We start from the raw sequence: 17,135 nt of genomic DNA on the forward strand, positions 1-17,135 counted from the left end.
ACCGCCGGGGCGCTACGCGGAAGGACGGGCAATGGACAATTGGTGGCTGTATTACAGCCCGTTTCCCCAGCCTGTCCGAGAATGGCTGTGGCTGATTGTGCAGCAGATTTGGTGGCGCGGTTAGCTGTTGGTGACGACGAAGCCCTTACCGACAGGGTTGAACTGGGCGTTGATGCCGTCGAGGACGGCAGCGAACTTGATGTACTCGAACGCGAACAGCGCAGTGTCGAATCCGCGGACCATGCCCACGATCTCGGTGTTGTTCTGGAGTACGGGACCGCCGGAGTCGCCGCCGCCCGATTGGGCGTTGCTGTACAAACGTGTCGGGTTCTGCGAGGTGATCGACCCGCAATGGACGCCGGTACCGGCCCCGTCCTTGCAAAGGGGACCGACCGGGCTGGAGGCGCCGATTCCGTCGACCCGGGCACTGGGACCGTTCGATGTGAGTACCGCGTCAGCGTTGAGGCGAATGACCACCCAGTCGACGCCCGTCCCGCCGCCGGGACTGCGGTACGCGATGTTCCCGATCTGTTCCCGCGGTCCGGTCGGCGCGTAGCGGTATACGGGCGCACCGTCGGGTGTGCCGTCGACGCAGTGGGCGGCGGAGATGCCGATCTTGTTGCCGAGCGAGTCGATACCTACAACGCCCATCGTGCAGAACTCGATGATGCCGGGCGGGTGCGGTGCCGGGTTCAGATCGTCGGTCCATGCGATGCCGTTGGACACGACACCGGTGGCTGATGCCGCCGGGGCCTCGACGAGGAAAACGCCGAGGGCGACTGCGAGACAGGCAAGAAACCCGGAAAGCCTTCTCAATTGAATTCTCTCTACTTTCGCGAAATCGAGGGATTGTCTGTAAGCCCGCTCGCGTTGGTGCCCGAGCTGGACTCGACCTGACGATGTCGTCACGGCTGGACTGTCGGGGCTGAAAGCAGCAGGACCTTGTCTGCCGATCGCCGTCGGCCTCCGGCGCGGCCTTCTGCAAGGCAGTCAGGTCAGGCATCGTTCGCAAGAACGGCACGGTCGGCGGCAGTCCACACGGGGGACTGGCGAAGACCGGAACGCACGAACAGCGGATACTGCTCGTCCACGATCATCCGGTCACTGCGGACGCGGAACTTGCCCCGGTCAGCCTGCGTGAGAAGGGCGTCGACCCAGGCGTAGGCCCCACGGTCCGCTCGTCGAGCGTGATGGTCGCGACCGTGAAGGAGTGAAGTCGGTGCCCGTCCGGCTCAGTTCGGCGCTGCGGCACGACGAGCACGTGGACGCGTCGCCGGCGAGCATGGTCTGGCATTGAGCGCAGCGGCGACTGATGGAGACGTCGCGTGCGACGAGGAAGGGGCGGTGGAACTGATCGTGCATTGGGGCCTCGGCTTGCAGGGTTTGTGGGGGTTGTCGAACTCCCACACTCCTCGCCAGGTGTCGATCCGACGACGGTAGAACGACCGGTAGGCATACCCATCTTCGTGCCCGGGACTGTCCGCAGACTCGGGATCTATCTTGGTCGATTTTCCTTTTCCGGCTCCGCGATGCCGATCCTGGTGCGTGTGCCCACGTCGGCAATGCACGGGACGATGCCCGGACAGGGGCCCAGAGGGAGTGCCTTTCGCAACTGGTGATATCGGCTCTGCGGCGTGACCGTCCGATACGGCCCGACCACGACTGGTGGGCAACGGTGTTCGTGCCCGAATTGGAAGCGGTCTGCCGAGAGATTGCGCCAGTAGTCCGCATCGTGGCCGGGCGAATAGAGGCAGCGTCCACGAGGTGTGCCCAGAAGTAGACGAGGAGAAGATAGGAGCGAGGACGGGCAACTCCGGTCGTCAGCGCAGTGCGCTGCCGGCCAGCCATTGATCCCACGGGACGCTCCAGTCGCCGTTCTGCCACAGTTCGAGCGGTGCGCCACCGGTTCCCCGGACCTCGACGACGTCGCCGGGTCGGGAGAAGTCGTAGAACCAGCGGGCGTTGTCCGGGCTGAGGTTCAGGCACCCGTGCGAGACGTTGGTGTTGCCCTGCGCCCAGATGGTGTCGGCGAGCTCGTGGAGGTAGATGCCGTCGTTGCTGATGCGGGTGGCGTAGTTGATCTTCTCCTTGTATCCGAGCCGGGAGTTGACCGGCAGCCCGTAGGTGGAGGAGTCCATGACGACGGGGTTGGCCTTGTCCAGGACGGTGTAGACACCGGGCTGGGTCCAGAACGAGAGGGTCTGCCCGCCGACGACTTCGGTGCCCCCCATTCCCATCGACGTCGGCATGGTCCGGACCACCTGCCCGTTGTCGGTGACGGTGACCTCCTTCGTGGCATCGTCGGCGACGGAGATGTGTGCGTCGCCGATGGTGAACGTGGTCGCCGCGTCGTTCTGTCCGAACAGACCTTCGCCGAGAGCCTTGCCGTACACGCTGGCGCGGACGGTGACCTTCGTGCCCGGCGCCCAGTAGGTCTGTGGCCGCCAGTGCACGTTCTGGTCGTCCGCCCAGTACCAGGAGCCCGCGGTCGGAGGTGTCGTCTCCACACTGAGCGCTGTCTCGGCGGCGACCTTGTCGGTGATCGGTTCGTCGAAGTGCGTGACGATCACGATGCCGACGCCGAACGTCGCACCGTCGGCGAGTAGGTTCCCGCCTGTCGTGACGAACGTGGGTTCGGTCTGGTTACCCGGGGTGACTGTCGTGAACATGCTGGTCTTCTCGCTCCGGACACCCTGGTCACCGACCGCGGTGACCGCGACGGTGTAGGCGCGTCCGTACCCGAGGGGTACTCCCGGTTTCCAGGACAGGCGATCGGGAGTGAAGATGCCTTCGACTGCCCGGCCCTCTTCGTTGGTCATGGTGACCGTCTCGAGGGTGCCGCCGGCGGTGCTCACCGAGACGGGGTCGAGGGGGTTGACTGCCGACGCACCGTCGGCCGGGGCCACGGTGATCTCGGGTCCCGGCGGCTGGGTTGTCGGTCCCGCGGGGTGATCCGTAGATGGTGTGGCGCAGGCAGCGGCCACCAGAGCGATCAGCAGGACTGCGAGAACGTGGACGAGGTGACCGGGGCGGCGTCGGGCGTGCATAGCAATGATCTTCCCGCACAGACGGGTCGCATGCCGAACGGGCGCACGGCTTGTGCCGAGCCTGTCGTGGAAGCGGGAGCGATGTACGCGAGCAAGCCACACTCGTCACCCTGATGCCGTCGAACGGTGTAACTAGTTTCCGGATGCACACGAAGGGGTAAGCGGAAGCGAGTGATATTCGTAGGCTCGACGAATCATGCAGTACGACAAGTTTATTCGAAAGAAAGATTGAGAGAGGGTAACTCGAATGGCCGACCAGTACGCGCGGCAGGATCCCAGCACGCAGTACCCTGCTCCCGATCGCGAAAATCAGCCCGAGTTGCAGCATCCGGGACTGACCTCCGAGATGGTGACCGCCCCGGATCACGGTGAGGACACGTATCGAGGAAGCGGTCGGCTCGAGGGCCGTCGTGCCCTGATCACGGGCGCGGATTCGGGTATCGGACGCGCGGTGGCGCTCGCGTTCGCGCGTGAGGGTGCCGATGTCGTCGTCAGCTGTCTCGACGCCGAGGAGCCGGATGCGCAGGAGACGCGAAGACTGGTGGAAGCAGCCGGTCGGAAAGGCGTCGTCGCGACCGGGGACATCACCTCGGAGGCGCACTGCCAGACCCTCGTGGACCTGACCGTCCGTGAACTCGGCGGCCTGGACATGTTGGTGAACAACGCGGCCTTCCAGATGGTGCAAACGGGTGGTATCGCAGACATCACCACCGAGCAGTTCGATCGGGTCCTGCGGACGAACCTCTACGCACTGTTCTGGTTGTGCAAGAAGTCCCTCGAAGTCATGGAACCCGGTTCGACCATCGTGAATACGTCGTCGATCCAGGGAATGAATCCTTCTCCCGGCCTTCTCGACTACGCCACCACAAAGGCGGGGATCATCGATTTCACCAAGGGACTGGCCGCCGATGTAGCGAAACGCGGCATCCGGGTCAATGCCGTGGCACCCGGGCCGATCTGGACGCCGTTGATACCCGCGACCATGCCGGCCGACGGCTACCGGAAATTCGGGGACGACGTGCCTCTGGGGCGGCCCGGTCAACCGGCGGAGCTCGCGCCCGCATATGTGTTCCTCGCGTCCAACGAATCCAGCTACGTCACAGGAGAAGTGCTCGGCGTCACCGGCGGGGTGCCCTTTACCTGAGCTCCCCGGAATCGCCTGGTCGTCCGCAACGATCGGAGGTCAGCTCGACGAGGCCGAGGTTCGATCGGAAGTGAGGCCGACCGGAGTCGCGAATCTGCATGGAGACCGTGCGCTCACCTCGGCCGGGTACGGGGTCAGCAAAAACCTGTTGGCGGAGCACGGCGACCACTGCTACTTTTCCAGGGACCGTGCGAGAGAACGAGGAGGTGGTACCCGTGAACGCAGTATCGACATGGGTGCTCCCCTCGCGGGTCACGGTCGGGCGATAGGTCGTCCGGGAGCGCCGCCTGAGTGCACTCCCGAAAGGCATGACCATGCACTTCACGACTGAACAGCGCTTCGACGACGGCGTCCTCGAACGCGAATTCACCCTCGGCGAGATCCCGGGCTTCCTGTGGACGCCCGGATCCGCATCCGCACCGGCGCCGCTGATCCTGCTCGGCCACCCCGGCGGACTGCACAGGATGTACCCCCGCCTGGTGGCCCGGGCCCGGCAGTGCGTGGCGGAGGGCTTCGCCGCGGCCACCATCGAGCTCCCGGGGAGCGGTGACCGGCCCCGGTCCGCCGCCGCCGAACAGGCCCGCGCCGACCTGCACCGGGCTCTGGAGGCCGGCGAGCCGGTCGACGACGAGATCGTCGACCGGCTCGTTCTCCCGCTGGTCGACAAGGCGGTCCCGGAATGGCGGGCCACCCTGGACGCCCTCCTTGCGCTGCCCGAGATCGGCGGCCCGGCCGGGTATGCCGGAGGGGTGATCGCCATCGGCCTCCGGCTCGCGGTGGTCGAGCCGCGCATCTCGGCCGCCCTCCTGTTCGCCGGGAGTTTCGTGCCCCGCACCATGTTCGAGGAGGCCCGGCAGGTCACCATTCCGCTGCAGGTGTTGTTGCAGTGGGACGACGCGGGAAACGACCGACAGCTGGCCCTGGACCTGTTCGACGCCTTCGGTTCCAAGGAGAAGACGCTGCACGCCAATATGGGCGGGCACACCGGCGTCCCACAGTTCGAGGGGGAGGCCGGGAACCGGTTCTTTGCCCGGCACCTGAAATAGGGTCTGGCTGTCCGGCCGGCAGATGCGCAGCCTCCCGTCCGGAACCTTGAACTGGTGGACGCGCCGGCTGCCCGGGGCAAGAGTCGGGACCTCGGCTCACTGTGATTTCCGCGGTGGCCGCGACAGAGCGCGCCGCTGGGCTCCTATTGACAGCGGCTCTTCGTAAGCGAAGACTTACCGTTCGTAGATACTTACCAAGCTGGAGACGAATGGGGTGCTCTCGCTGATCGGACGAGGCGCGCGATCCTCGAGCGCCTGGCCGAGGGGCCGTGTGCGGTCGGTGAGCTCGCCCGGGAGTTGCCGATCAGCCGGCCTGCGGTGTCGCAGCACCTGAAGGTGCTCAAAGATGCTGGGCTGGTGCGTGATCGGGCGGTAGGGACACGCCGCATCTATCGCCTCGACCCGGCCGGTATCGGTGTGCTGCGTTCGCAGCTCGACCGGTTCTGGGTACAGGCCCTGGGCGCGTTCAAGGATGTGGTTGAACAACCCGTAGGAGAGGTCATGACACAAACACACGAGTCGGTGCGAAAGCAGGTCGTGGTGAACGCAGGGTTGGAGCGCGCGTTCGCGGTATTTGTCGAGCGCTTCGATGCCATCAATCCGCGTGAGCACAACATCATGGCGGTCCCGATCGCCGAGACCGTGTTCGAACCGAGGGTAGGCGGCAACATCTACGACCGCGGGGTGGACGGCACCGAATGCCGGTGGGCGCGGGTGCTGGCCTATGAACCGCCGAATCGGGTGGTGTTCAGTTGGGACATCAACGGGCACTGGCAGATCGAGACCGATCCGGAGAAGACCAGCGAGGTGGAGGTCCGGTTCATCGCCGAATCCGCCGATCGCACCCGGGTCGAACTCGAGCACCGCAACCTCGAGCGCCACGGCCCGGGTTGGGAAGCGGTCCGCGACGGTGTCGGACACGACGCCGGGTGGCCGCTCTACCTGCAGCGCTACCTCGCCGCCGTCGACGGCGGGCAGCACTGATGGCCCCGATCACGGCGAGCATCGAGATCGACCGCCCACCGGAGCAGGTGTTCGCCGAGGTCACCGACCCGACCCGCCGCGATGTGGCCGCGGCCGTTCGCGTATCCAGTGATGTGGTGGATGACCGTTGCCGGAATCCACGTTCTCCTTTCCGCCAGACGGCCGTGCCCGGACATTCCCACGACACCGGCACCGACACTCCGGGGACGTACGCGGTGACGCGGTTGGCTCGGTGCGGCGTCACATCCGCGCCGGAATACTTCCGGACGGACTTCTGTTGAAGGATCTGACGGTGGCGCGCATACCCCGGGTACCACACCAGAAAAGTCGCCGCGAGCGACCACTTGCCGAGAGGCGATATGGCGTCACCGTTACCCTGACCGGGCAAGACCTACATTGCGTAGCGTTCCCGGAAGGGATGAGGAGCCGCTGACATCGGGGAAGGTGCCGGCGGCTTCCCTTTGCCTCCCCGCCCCCGAGAATCCCGCCGGTCTGCCCCGACCGCGGCGGCAGGACACCCAGTCCGACGAGAGTGCACCCACGCTGCCGCGACAACCTGGACCCTCTGGCTCGGTGCCGTGCTCGTCGTCGGCGGTTCGGCCGCCCACATCAAACATCAGACCGTGGCCGCCTTGACCATCGTCTTCGCAGAAATCGATCGCATCTGTGCCTCGCTGATGTCCTGGTCCTCGGCGTTCAGAACCTTCATCTTCTCGAGGTAGGTGTGGAACGCCTCGGCGTCCGGCGTGTGCTCCTTGAACGCCCTCTCGACGGCGTGCCGGCAAAGGCTGTGGCGTCCAGACCTTCGATGGCCGCGAGCACCGACGGGTACCAGCCGTCTTGGCGGTAGGTGGCCGACATCCAGACCAGCTTGTCGACGAGCGCCAGGTGATGACGGAGCGCAAGCTGCAGCGCGACCCCGTGATAGAGGCTGAGCGCGTTGATCGGCAGGTGACCGCCCTCGGACGGCGTCACTGGGCGTCTGAGTTCGGGCCGTACAGCCGGGCGACATCGGGAGAGTCGAGCCACTTGGAGTAGGTGGGCGACTTCGGCCAACCCTCGGGTGAATCCTGCCATTGCTCCTGGCGGCCCCACGGCAGGAGGTCGATCAGCGCGAAGGTGTAGCTGAGCTGTTCGGTGCCGCGGCCGTCGGTGTGCCAGGTGCGGTAGACCCGGTCGCCGTCGCGGAGGAACACATTGACCGCGAAGCCCGCGCCGGGCGGAGCGCCGACGTCGGCGCCAAACGAGCTCTCCGAGGACGAATACCAGTCCATCTTGTTGCCGACCTTGGCCTTGTAGGCCAGTGCTTCTTCGATGGGCCCGTTGGTGACGATGACGAAGCGGGCATCGTAATTGTCGAGGATGCCCAGCCGGGTCCACTGCGACGTGAGGCTGGTGCATCCGCCGCACTGCCATTCCGCTCCGTCCGACCACATGTGGTTGTAGACGATGAGCTGCGAATGGCCGTCGAACACATCGACCAGCCGGGTCGGGCCGTCCGGACCGATCAGCGTGTAGTCGGGCAGCTCGAACATCGGCAGCCTGCGGCGCTGCGCGGCGATGGCGTCGAGTTCACGGGTGGCGGCCTTCTCCCGCCTCCGCAAGTCGTCGAGCGCGTCCTGCCAGGTCTGCTGGTCGACGACTGGGGGGAGGGCGCTGGCGGTCTGCTGGGTCATGGTGCCTCCAGGGTCGGAATGGATTCGGCTCTGGAATATCGACCAGGTACGGCCCCGAAAGTCATCGGTCGGTACGCGCCAGCTCGCCGCCCGCCCCGCCGAACCGTTGGACCCGGTACACGCGGACTCCATCCGCGCGGCGGTATCCCGTCACGGGTTGGTGATGAGGGTCCGCTGCCGCTTCGCGGCGTGCCGGATTTGAAGTATGCGCAACCCGCCGGCGAGCGCCATGATCACTGCACCGGCGACTGCGGCGAACAGTAACGCGACTCCGAGGGGCAACGAGAAGTCCCACCCGAACAGTTCGAGGGTGATGGTGTCGAGGTTCTGCAGGATGAAGACGAGTAGCAGGATCAGGAGGAGGATGCCGACGACCAGGCCCGTCCAGGTCGCTCCGGTGCGGGTGTGCCTGATGCCTTTGCCGCGGGCAATGTCGGGGTGTGGGGGTGTGGACTCGGTGGGGTCCGGACTGGTCCTCGCCGACGGATCGCCGCCCTGCGGGGGGCGTCCCGCAGGGTCGTTGGCGTTCGGATCGGCAGGTCCACCGGCTGAGAGCGACATGTAGCGGCGAGTACCCGCCACGCAGCGTGGCTACACGAACGCCGGGCCACGCGAAAACGGACCCGCCGACTACTCGACGACCTCCGTTCCGAGCGGATGGAGCGGACGTCGCCCAGTGGCGGGTGGTCGAATGTGGCGCACGACAAGTTGTTCGAGGGAACGGCGTTGGTCCGGAGCGAGGTCGCGCGCGGTGAGCGTGCCCAGTATCCGCGTGAGCGCCGCGTAGAACTGAGTGGAGTTCATTCCGAATGTGACCCATATTTCGCCGGTCGGGACGCGCCCGTAGGGCGCCCACCGTTGGGCGAGATTCAGTATCGCCGTGTCGTCGGTGTTTGTTCGTCTCACGTCGGAACCACCTCGGGGGTTGTAGGGCCGTCGGATTCGTCGGAGGCCGCAGCTGCGGAGCTCTCCCGTGCGATGTCGCGCAGATGCAGGCATACCTCGTCGATCGCCTGTTTTGCCTGCACGAACACCCCGACCTCGGAGACGAAGCCGTGGAATACGCCGGCATACCTGGTCAGCGAGACGGGGACGCCGTCGCGCCGCAGCCGTGCCGCGTACGCCTCGGCGTCGTCCCGGATCGGGTCGACCTCCGCGGTGAGGATCAGGGCAGGCGGCAGGCCGCGCAGCGATCCGGCGCGCATGGGTGCCGCGAGGTGGTCGTCCACCCGGTGTCCGGGCCCGACGTATTGCTCCCAGAACCAGCGCGCGTCCTCGGTGCTCAGCAGTGGCGCATCGGCGAACGCCGACCACGACGCAGTGGTGAACGTCCCGTCGACGGCGGGGTAGGCGAGCACTTGGGTGACGGGCTGGGGGCTGCGTTCGTCGCGTCGGTGCAGGCAGACGGCGGTAGCGAGATTGCCGCCGGCGGAGTCGCCCCCGATCGCGATCCGTTCCGGATCGATGCCGAGCTCCGGTGCCGTCCGGGTCAGCCACACGTAGGCATCGAGGCAGTCTTCCAGTGCCGCCGGGTACGGGTTCTCGGGTGCCAGGCGGTAATCCAGGGACACGACGGTCCAGCCGGATCCGGCGGCGATCGCGCGGCACAGCTCGTCGGTCCCGTCGAGGGTTCCGAGAACGAAACCGCCGCCGTGCAGGTAGACGAGGGCGGGAGTGCGGCCGTCCGAGCCGGCGCTGTCCGAGCGGTACAGACGAGCCCGGATCGCGCCCGCGCGGGTCGGCACGGTCAGTTGATCGACGTGGTCGAGCGGGGTGATCGGCTCGGCCGGTGGAGCCGTGTTCAGAAGCGCCCTTGCCTGCTCCGGTCCCAGCTCACGGACGGGTTTCTGCAGGATCTGCGTGATCATGTGGGCCACGGCCTTGGCGCCGTCGTCGAGCAGATCCCACCAGGCGGGTGCGTCGTCGTTCATCTCGGAAACCTCGCAGTCATTGACAAGAAGTGATCTGTGCCTCACGATCATAGTCGAATGACTCAGACGTATGACTGCAAAGTCACGTTCCACTGGGGATCCGCTGCTGACGGTGTACCGCGCGCACGATCTCGTCGAATCGAAAGGACAGAAGAATGACCGAAACGACGATCGGTCCCGCGACGCGCGGGACTGACGCGGTCGACGGGGTCGACATTCGAATCGAGCACGATGCGAGTCCGATCGTCCGGTTGATCGGCCGGACCATCGCAGACTCCGTCCGCGCGAACGATGCGGACTCCGTCGTGGGAGCGGACGGCACCGTCGCAGTCCGCTCCCACGACACCCCGCAGGCTGCGACGATCAGCATCTCCAACGGGGTCGTCGCCGTATCGAGCGGTGTGTTCACCGAGCCCGACGTCACCCTGACCGTCGACCTGAACGCGCGGCTCGCCCCGGTTGGTGAGCCTGTTGTCACGGGCGACGCCGATCTCGCCGCCGCTGCGCTCGCACTGCTGTCGCCGCCCCTGCCGGACTGGCAGGCCGCCGCGGAGACGTTCTGGGCCGCGGCCCGGTCCGTGCCGGGAATCCCCGACGTGCTCGTCGCGATCGCCGACGGTCCCGACGGGCTGGCCCAGCAGGTGGTCGGCGAGGGCGAGACTCACTATGTAATTGCCGGCCCTCCGGAGCTGCTGGCCGGCATCTTCTCGGGCGCCGACGACCTGATCGCCGCCCTGTCCACCGGTCTGGTCGGCGTGCGCGGCACGCTGTCTCAGCTGTCGGTGCTGGTCTCCGCATCCTGGAAGGTTCGCTACGATGTCTGAAATCACCACCACCGCAACGGATCGCGACGTCGCCGTCCATACGGTCCGGCTCGAGGCCACCAATCACGATGGCTCGTTCCTCGGAAAGAACTTGGCGCCCAGGAAGTTCGCCGGGGGTGTGGGCTCGGGCTTCGCGTTCGCCGATCTCCTGTTCGGCCTCGACCTGGGTAACGCGCCGACCTTCGGATTCGCCTACCCAGAGTGGCGAGGGCACCTCGCCGACCTGCAGTTCCGGCCCGACATGTCGACGCTGGTGCAGTGGGAGCCCGGCCTGCAGTCCGTGATCGGTGACTACTGGCAGGCGGACGGCACGCCGGTCGGAACCTGCCCGCGAAACCTGGCCCGAAAGCTGGTCGACCGACTCGAAACACGAGGTTTCACGGCCACCGTGGCAGTCGAGATCGAGGCGACCCTGTTCCAGGAGTCCATCCACGAGGCCCGTGCCAAGGGATATCGCGACCTGACCCCGCTCGGCGGTTCCGCCGGAACCGCGTACCACCTCGCGAAGTCGAAGGACTGGATCGACTACATGTCGGCGGTCGCCCGTCGCCTCGACGAGATCGGCATCGAGTGGGAGGCGTGGAGCGACGAGGACGCGGCAGGCCAGGTCGAACTCAACCTGGTTCCCGGAGACCCGATCTCGGTGTGCGACAACTGGGCTCGCACCCGGCAGGTGATGCGCGAGGTGGCCTTCGACCTCGGCCACACCGTCACCTTCATGGCCAAGCCGACCGCTGGGTACGGCCAGGCCTCGCACGTCAACTTGTCCCTGCAGCGTGACGGGGTCAACAGTTTCTACGCCGCGGACGGGCCGTCGCAGACGATGCGGCATGCGGTCGGCGGACTCCTCGCGACGATGCGGGGCGCGACATCGATCGTGCTGCCGCAGATCACCTCGTACCGCCGCCTGATCGACCTGAGCGGCCCGCCGACGACGGTCACGTGGGGCATAAGCAACAAGACCGCCGCGGTGCGCGCGGTGTGCGGTCACCCGGCGTACTCCCGTCTCGAGTATCGAGTTCCCGGTGCCGACGCGAACCTGTACCTCGCGGTCGCGACCATCCTCGCCGGGGTGATCGCCGGCCTCGACGGCGCGATCGAGCCGCCCGAGCCGGTCACCGACATGGCGTGGTGTGTGCCCGACCTCGAGCGGTTGCCGGACACGATCACCAAGGCGGCCGCTGCATTGGAGACAGACCTGATCCTGCGCGAGCAGCTCGGGGACGAGTTCGTCGACTACTGGGTCGGTACGCGGCGGTGGGAGTGGATGCAGTTCCACACCACGGGCGGTGATCCGTTCGCCGAGCTCTCCGAATGGGAGTCGGCGCGGTACTTCGAGTTCCCGTGAGCGCGGGCAATCCGACGCCGGGCCTCATCCGGCCGATGATCGGCATCACCGGACGACGGTTCCGGCTGGGGCTGATCGACGGTCTGGACAAGCGCTACGGCCACCTGTACGCCGACAGCTTCATGTCCGACTTCTCGCAGCGAATCGCCAGGGCCGGTGGGGTTCCGGTGAACCTGCCCTACGATGCCGACCCGGATGCGCTGTGCTACTGGCTGGCCGGTGTGGTCATCACCGGCGGCCAGGATGTCCATCCGTCGTGCTGGGGTGGCGACCCGTCGGTGGTCCGCGACGTGGATCCGCGAGACGATCCGATGGTCCACGACCCGGATCGCGACGAGTTCGAGATCGCGCTCGTGCGTGCCGCGCTCGCCAGGCACATCCCGATTCTCGGGGTGTGCCGCGGCCTGCAGGTCCTGAACGTCGCTCTGGGCGGCACGCTGATCGCCGACCTCCCGCCCGGCTCCGTCGAGCACCTGTCGGTGTCGCCTCCGCTCACCGACGGTGCCGACGACCACAAGGTGACGTTCGAGCCCGGTTCGATCGCGGAACGGCTGTTCGGCGCCAGCGCGGTGACCAACTCGTGGCACCACCAGGCGGTCGACCGCTGCGGTACCGGCCTCGTGGTCACGGGGCGCGCTACCGACGGCGTCGTCGAAGCGGTCGAGTTGCCGGGGGCCGCGGTGCTCGGCGTCCAGTGGCATCCCGAGTGGATGGAGCGCGACGATCCGGCGCTGAGCTGGATCGTCGCCGAGGGCAACCAGCGGGTCTGACCCGGGAAGAACTGTCGGCCGCCACCGAACGGTAGCGGCCCACAGTCTCTTTCGGGTCAATGCGGCATCAATCCACGCTCACCCAGGACACGAGAGAACGCAGGGTCGGCTCGGGGGAATCCTTCGAAGGCTGGGGCGCCGACCCGGCGGAATCGCCGAGGTGGGCGGCCATCCACGTGTCGAGCACGCCGACGGTGAGTTCGATCTGAGGCTCGGCCGCTGTGCGGTTGGTGAACACCAGCCAGTTGAGCGCGAATCCGTCGGACAACACCGACACGATGTATGTCAGCTCGTCGATGATTGTTGCGTCCACCGGCCGGCCCGCAGCGGTCGTGGCGGTCGCGAGGATCGACCGCATGGTCGCGAATGCCTCGTTGTACACCGTCTCGCCCTGCTCGCCCTCCTGACGCTGGGCCCAGCTGATCAGCTCGACGGTCGCCGCGCCGAATTCCGGATTCGCCACGTACCACTCCAGCAGGCCGCGCAACAGGGCACGGGCGGTGGTCGGCACGTCGCCATGGACGTCGTTGCGCGTCAATACCTCTCGATACTGCTGGCCGACGTGCTCGAAGACTGCTGCGAACAGTACCTCCTTCGAGTCGAAGCAGTAGTGCAGCGTGGCCAACGGAGCGTTCGCCTCCTGCGCGATGCGGCGGGTGGTGGCGCCCTCCACTCCGTGGGCGGCAATCATGCGCACGGCCGCCGCCACCAGTTCGGCGCGACGTTCGGCGGCGGGGATGCGAGCCATGCGTTCTCCTGTCGAATCAGAGATGAACAGATGATCAAGTCGGCCCCCACGTTACCAGCCGGATCGGTAAGCGGACTGCCGCAGGCACATCCGCGTCGTCGAGCGGAGAATTTCTCGAGCTGCGCGTTGAACGTTCAGATTTCACAGTCATTTGCCTTGATCGAATGACTGTGAACCGTTACCGTATGACCGGAATCACATTTCGACCCGCGTTGTGGCCGCGCTCCCACTTACGTCGGTTGGGTCGAGGTCGGGGGTCGGATGTCCGACCCGCTGGAGCTGCTCGGCCGTGATGACTACACCGCTATGTGCGCCGGCCTTCGGGCCCGCGTCTGATCACGACAATCGGAGAGATTCATGACAGAGATTCATCAGCAGGCCGGACTCGGCCGTGCGGGGACTGCCCGCCGGGCGCCGAGCAGGGGGGTGCTCATCGGTGTCGGCACGCTGCTGATCGTCCTGACCAACGCCGTCGTCTTCATCCTGCCGCCGCTGTTGCCGACCATCCAGGTGCAGTACGGCCTCGCCACGGTGGCCGCGACGACGTGGGTCTACACGGCGCTGACCCTCGGCGGGGGAGCGGGTTTCATCCTGTTGCCGCGGCTCGCGGATCTGCACGGCGACCGCAACGCCGCGGTGGCGGCGTCCGCACTGCTCGCGGTCGGCGCGCTCATTCCGGCCGTCGGGGACTCGTATCCGACGCTTCTGGTCGGCTGCGCGTTGATGGGCTTCGGTGGTGCGGCGCAGTTGCTTCCGCTCGGTTTCCTGCGTCGCAATCTGGGCGAGGAGGGCATCGCGGTGGGGGTCGCGGTTCTGGTCATCGCCACCGGTGTCGGGATCGTCGTGGGCATGATCGGCGGCGGGTTCATCGTCGAAAGCCTGTCGCTGCGGGGCTTCTTCGTCATCCTCACCGCGGTGTGCGCGGCGACGACCATTGCGTGCTATGCCTCGATTCCACACGCCCCGCCCGCCGAGCGGGGCGGTCGGATCGGAGTACTCGGCACGGTGTGGATGATCGCGTGGGTCGCGGCGATCCTGCTGACTCTGACGCAGGGCCTCGTGTGGGGTGTTGCGGCACTGATTCCGTTGGTGGGCGGCATCGTCGGGGGCATCGCGTGGGTGCGCGTCGAGCGCCGGTCGACCGCGGCGGTGTTCGACGTCGCGCTGATGAAGGCGCCGCTGGTCACCGCGTCGTGTCTGTGCATCGCGTTGTTCGCGGCGGTGAACTCGGCCTTCATGCTGCTGCTGAGCACCTATGCCCAGGTCGTTCCCGGGGATCTTCGTCCGGGCGACGCGTACGGGCTCGGGCTCAGCGCGCTGCAGACCGGCTGGCTGATGGTGCCGTTCGCGGCGGCGTTCTTGATCCGCGGAACCGTGCTCGACCGCGCCCTGGTCAACGGCCGTGGTGTGCCCGTCTTCGTCATCGGCGCGCTCGTCAGCGCCTCGGGGCTGACCTGGCTCGCCGTGGCGCACGAGCAGCAGTGGCACTACCTCGTGGGTGCTGCCGTCCTGGGTCTCGGGACCCGAATCGGCTACTCCGCGGGCTTCACGATGGTGCAGATGGCGGTGCCCGAGGAGAAGGCCGGGATGGCGGCCGGGATCGCCGGCACGTTCATGGCCGTGGGTTTCGCCCTCGGCACCGCACTGGTCAGCGGCGACCTCAGCGCATCCCTGGTCCCGATGGCCGGTACCGGTCTCGAGGTCGCCGCCCGAGGCCTCTACGGCATCGGCTACGGGCTGTCGGGAGTTCTCGCCCTGCTCGTCGTGGTGACCGTGCTGATCTCACGCGCTCGGACCGGACGGCGTGACAGTCAGATGTCTTGATCATTTGACTATGTTCTTTTAGGCTATGGCTGAGACCACAGTCAGGCGCCATCCGCCGATCGGAGGGCTGCGGCCCACGAGCTCACCGCGGATGCGCCGTCACGACATCAGATCGCGAGTTGCAACCGCATCGGCGCCGCCTCGCACCGACAAGCCCGAAGAGGATGACCATGACCGGAGTCGAATCAGTTCACCGGGACCGCGCGATCGCACTCGATCGCATCGCTGTGGACCCGCCGATCGACACCCTCGTCGGCCTGCTGGCGAACCGGGTCGCAACCTCGCCCGACCGCGAGTTTCTTAGGTTTCCGGAAGGGTCGTGGACCTTCGGCGAGATCGACGACTGGACCTCGCGCCTGGCGCACCGCCTGGTCGCCGAGGACGGGGTCCGCGCGGGCGACCGAGTCGCGATCATGCTGCCCAACGTCGTGCAGTGGCCGATCGCCTGGCTCGCGATCCTCAAGGCCGGCTGCGTCGCGGTGCCGGTGAACTCGTCGTACCAGAGCGCCGATCTCGAATTCGTGTTGCGGGACTCCGGCGCCCGGGTGTTGTTCACCGACGCCGGTCACACCCCGCTCGTCGAGGAGGTGCGTGCCGCGAACGGCGATTTGGGGAACGTGCGCATCGTCGACGCAGGGTCGCGCAGCGAGCTCGCGCGGTATCCGGCGGACAGGCCGGGGGCCGCCGTCACCGGCGAGACACTCGCGAACCTTCAGTACACCTCGGGGACAACGGGGTTCCCGAAGGCGTGCATACTGACCCACGACTACTGGGTCCGGCTGGGGTGGATCTGCGCCGGCGCGGCGGGACTCGGGTTCGACGATGTGGTGCTCACGTCGCAGCCGTTCTCGTACATGGACCCGCAGTGGAACACCTCGCTGTGCCTCACGATCGGCGCGCCGCTCGTGGTGCTGCCCCGATTTTCCGCGTCGGGTTTCATGGCGGACGTCCGGCGGCACCGGGCCACGTTCTGTTACGTGCTCGGCTCGATGCCCACGCTTCTGTTCAAGCAGGCGCCGAACCCGCAGGACCGCGACAACGACCTGCGCCTCGTGCTGTGCTCGGCGATCCCCGTCGCGCTGCACGCCGAGCTCGAACAGCGTTGGGGCGCACCGTGGCGGGAGATCTTCGGGATGACCGAGAGTGGGGTCGACCTGGTCAGCGTCCCCGAGAGCATCGCCGACGTCGGCAGCGGGCGGTTGGGGCAGCCGGTTCCCACCAAGCGGGTCCGGGTGGTCGATCCGCAGGGCGGGGACGTTGCCGAGGGCGAATCCGGCGAGCTCATCACGTCGGGCAGACCGATGATGCTCGGCTACTGGAACCGCCCCGAAGACACCGCGCAGGTCTTGCGCGACGGCTGGCTGCACACCGGCGATGTCGCGGTCCACGGGGCGGGCGGCTACCGCCTGGTGGGGCGGATCAAGGACATGGTCCGCCGCGGCGGGGAGAACATCGCGAGCGCCGAGGTCGAACGCGTCCTCGAGCGGGACGACACCGTCGTCGCGACAGCGGTGGTCGGCGTCCCGGACGAGCTGTTCGGCGAGGAGGTCAAGGCCTTCGTGCAGCTGACCTCCGGTACCCCGGAGAGCCGCGCGACCGCCGAACGGATCGTCGACGGAGCACGAAAACAGCTCGCGCGCTTCAAGGTTCCGCGCTACATCGAGTTTGTCGCCGATTTCCCGCGCACCCCGTCCGAGCGTGTGTCGAAGCCGGCACTGAAGGCGCGCTCCGCCGAGCATCCCGGCATCACCTACGACCTGCAGCCGCCGCGTATCACCGGCACCGGCAACTGA

The 17,135-nt window shown here is 67.0% G+C and carries 16 protein-coding genes and 1 pseudogene; 9 read left to right on the top strand and 8 right to left on the bottom strand.

Annotated elements, in window-relative coordinates; genetic code table 11:
* Positions 1-120: 120 nt before the first annotated feature.
* Both H0B43_RS19780 and H0B43_RS19785 read right to left on the bottom strand, forming a co-directional pair.
* Complete coding sequence (locus H0B43_RS19780) at positions 121-816, bottom strand: hypothetical protein (RefSeq protein ID WP_213015196.1); 696 nt, start codon at positions 814-816, stop codon at positions 121-123.
* A 1,004-nt stretch (positions 817-1,820) separates the two neighbouring features.
* Positions 1,821-3,047: an Ig-like domain-containing protein gene (locus H0B43_RS19785; protein WP_185726396.1), complete on the bottom strand. Its 1,227-nt coding sequence runs from the start codon at positions 3,045-3,047 to the stop codon at positions 1,821-1,823.
* 247 nt (positions 3,048-3,294) lie between these two features.
* Between H0B43_RS19785 and H0B43_RS19790 the strand changes: the two genes are divergently transcribed.
* From H0B43_RS19790 to H0B43_RS19805, 4 genes and pseudogenes are all read left to right on the top strand, one after another.
* Positions 3,295-4,191, top strand: a complete 897-nt coding sequence (locus H0B43_RS19790; RefSeq protein ID WP_185726395.1) for an SDR family oxidoreductase — start codon at positions 3,295-3,297, stop codon at positions 4,189-4,191.
* A gap of 314 nt (positions 4,192-4,505) precedes the next feature.
* The gene (locus tag H0B43_RS19795; protein ID WP_185726394.1) at positions 4,506-5,237 is read left to right on the top strand and encodes an alpha/beta hydrolase; all 732 of its coding nucleotides are present in this window, start codon (positions 4,506-4,508) and stop codon (positions 5,235-5,237) included.
* A gap of 183 nt (positions 5,238-5,420) precedes the next feature.
* Positions 5,421-5,720: pseudogene (locus tag H0B43_RS19800) on the top strand (ArsR/SmtB family transcription factor); the annotation flags it as partial.
* Positions 5,721-5,738: 18 nt separating this feature from the next.
* Positions 5,739-6,221, top strand: a complete 483-nt coding sequence (locus H0B43_RS19805) for an SRPBCC family protein (RefSeq protein ID WP_185726393.1) — start codon at positions 5,739-5,741, stop codon at positions 6,219-6,221.
* Between the two features lie 705 nt (positions 6,222-6,926).
* Here the strand turns inward: H0B43_RS19805 and H0B43_RS19810 are convergent.
* The 5 genes from H0B43_RS19810 to H0B43_RS19830 form a co-directional block, all read right to left on the bottom strand.
* Positions 6,927-7,196: a hypothetical protein gene (locus tag H0B43_RS19810; protein WP_252190300.1), complete on the bottom strand. Its 270-nt coding sequence runs from the start codon at positions 7,194-7,196 to the stop codon at positions 6,927-6,929.
* Positions 7,193-7,897 carry a DUF899 family protein gene (locus H0B43_RS19815; RefSeq protein ID WP_185726392.1) on the bottom strand — a complete coding sequence of 235 codons (705 nt, stop codon included), beginning with the start codon at positions 7,895-7,897 and terminating at the stop codon, positions 7,193-7,195. The genes H0B43_RS19810 and H0B43_RS19815 overlap by 4 nt, the downstream gene beginning before the upstream one ends.
* Before the next feature lie 150 nt (positions 7,898-8,047).
* Positions 8,048-8,458, bottom strand: a complete 411-nt coding sequence (locus H0B43_RS19820; protein WP_185726391.1) for a lipopolysaccharide assembly LapA domain-containing protein — start codon at positions 8,456-8,458, stop codon at positions 8,048-8,050.
* 69 nt (positions 8,459-8,527) lie between these two features.
* Positions 8,528-8,803: a hypothetical protein gene (locus tag H0B43_RS19825; RefSeq protein WP_185726390.1), complete on the bottom strand. Its 276-nt coding sequence runs from the start codon at positions 8,801-8,803 to the stop codon at positions 8,528-8,530.
* A complete protein-coding gene (locus H0B43_RS19830) occupies positions 8,800-9,828 on the bottom strand; it encodes an alpha/beta hydrolase (protein WP_185726389.1) in 1,029 nt (342 codons plus the stop codon). The genes H0B43_RS19825 and H0B43_RS19830 overlap by 4 nt, the downstream gene beginning before the upstream one ends.
* Before the next feature lie 155 nt (positions 9,829-9,983).
* On the opposite strand from H0B43_RS19830, the gene H0B43_RS19835 reads away from it, so the two are divergent.
* From H0B43_RS19835 to H0B43_RS19845, 3 genes are read left to right on the top strand one after another with little or no spacing between them, the layout of a single operon-like run.
* A complete protein-coding gene (locus tag H0B43_RS19835; RefSeq protein WP_185726388.1) occupies positions 9,984-10,652 on the top strand; it encodes a hypothetical protein in 669 nt (222 codons plus the stop codon).
* Positions 10,645-12,000 (top strand): glutamine synthetase family protein, encoded by a 1,356-nt coding sequence (locus H0B43_RS19840; RefSeq protein WP_185726387.1) that lies wholly within the window; start codon positions 10,645-10,647, stop codon positions 11,998-12,000. Before H0B43_RS19835 ends, H0B43_RS19840 begins: the two co-directional genes overlap by 8 nt.
* Positions 11,997-12,770 carry a gamma-glutamyl-gamma-aminobutyrate hydrolase family protein gene (locus tag H0B43_RS19845; RefSeq protein WP_185726386.1) on the top strand — a complete coding sequence of 258 codons (774 nt, stop codon included), beginning with the start codon at positions 11,997-11,999 and terminating at the stop codon, positions 12,768-12,770. Before H0B43_RS19840 ends, H0B43_RS19845 begins: the two co-directional genes overlap by 4 nt.
* 67 nt (positions 12,771-12,837) lie before the next feature.
* Here H0B43_RS19845 and H0B43_RS19850 read toward each other — a convergent pair whose 3' ends face one another.
* On the bottom strand, positions 12,838-13,518 hold the full coding sequence (locus H0B43_RS19850; protein ID WP_185726385.1) for a TetR/AcrR family transcriptional regulator: 681 nt from the start codon (positions 13,516-13,518) through the stop codon (positions 12,838-12,840).
* Between the two features lie 357 nt (positions 13,519-13,875).
* Between H0B43_RS19850 and H0B43_RS19855 the strand changes: the two genes are divergently transcribed.
* Positions 13,876-15,342 carry an MFS transporter gene (locus tag H0B43_RS19855; RefSeq protein WP_185726384.1) on the top strand — a complete coding sequence of 489 codons (1,467 nt, stop codon included), beginning with the start codon at positions 13,876-13,878 and terminating at the stop codon, positions 15,340-15,342.
* Between the two features lie 170 nt (positions 15,343-15,512).
* A complete protein-coding gene (locus H0B43_RS19860) occupies positions 15,513-17,135 on the top strand; it encodes a class I adenylate-forming enzyme family protein (RefSeq protein ID WP_252189754.1) in 1,623 nt (540 codons plus the stop codon).

The organism is Rhodococcus sp. 4CII (genome assembly GCF_014256275.1).
GTDB lineage: Bacteria > Actinomycetota > Actinomycetes > Mycobacteriales > Mycobacteriaceae > Rhodococcus_F > Rhodococcus_F wratislaviensis_A.

Coding starts and splice junctions, on each gene's coding strand:
- H0B43_RS19850 (WP_185726385.1), bottom strand. CDS start 13,518: ATGGCTCGCATCCCCGCCGCCGAACGTCGCGCCGAACTGGTGGCGGCG.
- H0B43_RS19855 (WP_185726384.1), top strand. CDS start 13,876: ATGACAGAGATTCATCAGCAGGCCGGACTCGGCCGTGCGGGGACTGCC.
- H0B43_RS19830 (WP_185726389.1), bottom strand. CDS start 9,828: ATGAACGACGACGCACCCGCCTGGTGGGATCTGCTCGACGACGGCGCC.
- H0B43_RS19820 (WP_185726391.1), bottom strand. CDS start 8,458: ATGTCGCTCTCAGCCGGTGGACCTGCCGATCCGAACGCCAACGACCCT.
- H0B43_RS19790 (WP_185726395.1), top strand. CDS start 3,295: ATGGCCGACCAGTACGCGCGGCAGGATCCCAGCACGCAGTACCCTGCT.
- H0B43_RS19795 (WP_185726394.1), top strand. CDS start 4,506: ATGCACTTCACGACTGAACAGCGCTTCGACGACGGCGTCCTCGAACGC.
- H0B43_RS19860 (WP_252189754.1), top strand. CDS start 15,513: ATGACCGGAGTCGAATCAGTTCACCGGGACCGCGCGATCGCACTCGAT.
- H0B43_RS19785 (WP_185726396.1), bottom strand. CDS start 3,047: ATGCACGCCCGACGCCGCCCCGGTCACCTCGTCCACGTTCTCGCAGTC.
- H0B43_RS19840 (WP_185726387.1), top strand. CDS start 10,645: ATGTCTGAAATCACCACCACCGCAACGGATCGCGACGTCGCCGTCCAT.
- H0B43_RS19815 (WP_185726392.1), bottom strand. CDS start 7,897: ATGACCCAGCAGACCGCCAGCGCCCTCCCCCCAGTCGTCGACCAGCAG.
- H0B43_RS19835 (WP_185726388.1), top strand. CDS start 9,984: ATGACCGAAACGACGATCGGTCCCGCGACGCGCGGGACTGACGCGGTC.
- H0B43_RS19805 (WP_185726393.1), top strand. CDS start 5,739: ATGACACAAACACACGAGTCGGTGCGAAAGCAGGTCGTGGTGAACGCA.